A 2535-nucleotide genomic window follows, 5' to 3' on the forward strand; every position below is an offset into this window, starting at 1 on the left:
GCGGCGGGCGGGGGCTGCTCCTTGGACCACTGAGGACCCTGCTCGCCGCTGGGGTCGCCGGCCGGAGAGGATCCGGGCGAGGTCCAGCCCGGCGAGTCGTTCATGGTCGCTCCTTCAGGGTGCTGCCGCGATCACGGCGCAGGTCAGGTCATCGTGCCATGTGCACTCCCGGGGGTGGACGGGGTGTGGACGATCGGGACGGGACCGAGACAGGACGGTGTGCGGAGCCGTGATCGCCTTACTGGCGCGGCCGTTTCGGGGAAGACTGACGGCATGGCTGATCACGGCGTGCGACCTGGCGGCAGCGGACGGACCGACGGCATACCCCTGATCCCGGCGCTTCGCTGGGAGGAGCCCCCGGAGGGGCCGGTGGTGGTGCTCCTGGACCAGACACGGCTGCCGGCCGAGGAGTCGGAACTGATCTGTACGGACGCGGCCGCGCTGGTCGGGGCGATCCGGTCGCTGGCGGTGCGCGGTGCGCCGCTGCTGGGGATCGCGGGCGCCTACGGGGTGGCGCTGGCGGCGGCGCGCGGGTTCGACGTGGAGCAGGCGGCGGGGGCGCTGGCGGGCGCACGGCCCACCGCGGCGAACCTGGAGGCCGGGGTGCGGCGGGCGAAGGCCGCGTACGACGCGGCGCTGGCCGCGGGCGGCGGCCCGGACGGCGCGGCGAAGGCGGCGCTGGACGCGGCGCGTGCGCTGCACCGGGAGGACGCGCAGGCCTCCGAGCGGATGGCGGAGCTCGGGCTGACGCTGCTGGACGAGCTGCGGTCGGGCGGCGGGCACCGCATCCTGACGCACTGCAACACCGGTGCGCTGGTGTCGGGCGGTGAGGGCACGGCCTTCGCCGTGGCGCTGGCCGCGCACCGGGTGGGCCGGCTGCGGCGCCTGTGGGTGGACGAGACGCGGCCGCTGCTGCAGGGCGCGCGGCTGACGGCGTGGGAGGCGGCGCGGCAGCGGATGGCGTACACGCTGCTCGCGGACAACGCGGCGGGCTCGTTGTTCGCGGCCGGGGAGGTGGACGCCGTGGTGGTGGGGGCGGACCGGATCGCGGCGGACGGCTCGGTGGCCAACAAGGTGGGGACGTATCCGCTGGCGGTGCTGGCGCGGTACCACCATGTGCCGTTCGTGGTGGTGGCGCCGTGGACCACGGTGGACGTGCACACGCCGGACGGGGCGTCGGTCGAGGTGGAGCAGCGGGCCGGGCGGGAGGTCACCGAGGTGGGGGACGTGGTGGTGGCGCCGCTGGGGACGCAGGCCTACAACCCGGCGTTCGACGTGACGCCGCCGGAGCTGGTGACGGCGATCGTCACGGAGCGTGGCGTGCTGTCACCGGTGACGGCGGAGGGGATTGCCGCGTTGCAGGGCGGCGCGTAAGGTCCGGCGGCGCGCAGCGCGTACGGTTCGTCGTACGAACGGCTTGTCCCGGACACCGATAGCGGTGACGGACACACGTGACCTCGCTCACCAAGCGTCCCGGTCACCGTTATCGGAATGGGATGATGTGGTTTATGAAGGGACGAGTCCTTGTCGTCGATGACGACACCGCACTGGCCGAGATGCTCGGGATCGTGCTGCGTGGAGAAGGCTTCGAGCCGGCCTTCGTGGCCGACGGCGACAAGGCGCTGGCCGCTTTCCGGGAGGCGAAGCCCGATCTGGTGCTGCTGGACCTGATGCTGCCCGGTCGGGACGGCATCGAGGTGTGCCGCCAGATCCGGGCGGAGTCCGGCGTGCCGATCGTGATGCTGACCGCGAAGAGCGACACCGTCGACGTGGTGGTGGGCCTGGAGTCCGGGGCCGACGACTACGTGGTGAAGCCGTTCAAGCCGAAGGAGCTGGTCGCCCGCATCCGGGCGCGGCTGCGGAGGTCGGAGGAGCCCGCTCCCGAGCAGCTGACCATCGGCGACCTGGTGATCGACGTGGCCGGGCACTCGGTGAAGCGGGACGGCCAGGCCATCGCGCTGACGCCGCTGGAGTTCGACCTGCTGGTCGCGCTCGCCCGCAAGCCGTGGCAGGTGTTCACCCGTGAGGTGCTCCTGGAGCAGGTGTGGGGCTACCGCCACGCCGCCGACACCCGCCTGGTCAACGTCCATGTGCAGCGTCTGCGTTCGAAGGTCGAGAAGGACCCCGAGCGCCCGGAGATCGTGGTGACCGTGCGTGGCGTCGGATACAAGGCGGGGCCGAGCTGACATGCCCGGGGCTCTGCTCGCGGGCGGGCTGCTGCAGGGCGGCGTCCAGGGCAGTCCCGTCCTGAGGCTGCTGCTGCGCTGGGTCCGCCGGCCGTTGCTGCCCGTCATACGTCTGTGGCGGCGCAACATCCAGCTCAAGGTGATCGTCACCACGCTGCTGATGTCGCTCGGCGTGGTGCTGCTGCTCGGCTTCGTGGTGATCGGGCAGGTCCGCAACGGCCTGCTCGACGCCAAGGTGAGCGCCGCGCAGAGTCAGGCCGCCGGCGGGTTCGCCGCGGCCAAGACGCGGGCCGACGAGGAGGCCGGTCGGGCGTCGGGCACCGGGGCGGCCGGGGGGGCGGGGGGGGGG

2 protein-coding genes and 1 pseudogene are annotated in these 2535 nt (G+C 73.1%); all 3 read left to right on the forward strand.

What is annotated here, in order from left to right; all coding sequences use genetic code 11:
• Positions 1-273 precede the first annotated feature (273 nt).
• Positions 274-1374 (forward strand): S-methyl-5-thioribose-1-phosphate isomerase, encoded by a 1101-nt coding sequence (gene mtnA, locus ACOV8S_RS18350; protein ID WP_448318911.1) that lies wholly within the window; start codon positions 274-276, stop codon positions 1372-1374.
• 122 nt (positions 1375-1496) lie between these two features.
• Positions 1497-2186, forward strand: a complete 690-nt coding sequence (gene mtrA, locus ACOV8S_RS18355) for a two-component system response regulator MtrA (RefSeq protein WP_351117672.1) — start codon at positions 1497-1499, stop codon at positions 2184-2186.
• 1 nt (position 2187) lies between these two features.
• Positions 2188-2535, forward strand: a pseudogene (locus ACOV8S_RS18360) (two-component sensor histidine kinase); the annotation flags it as partial.

The sequence above is a fragment of the Streptomyces sp. CO7 genome (assembly GCF_053474865.1).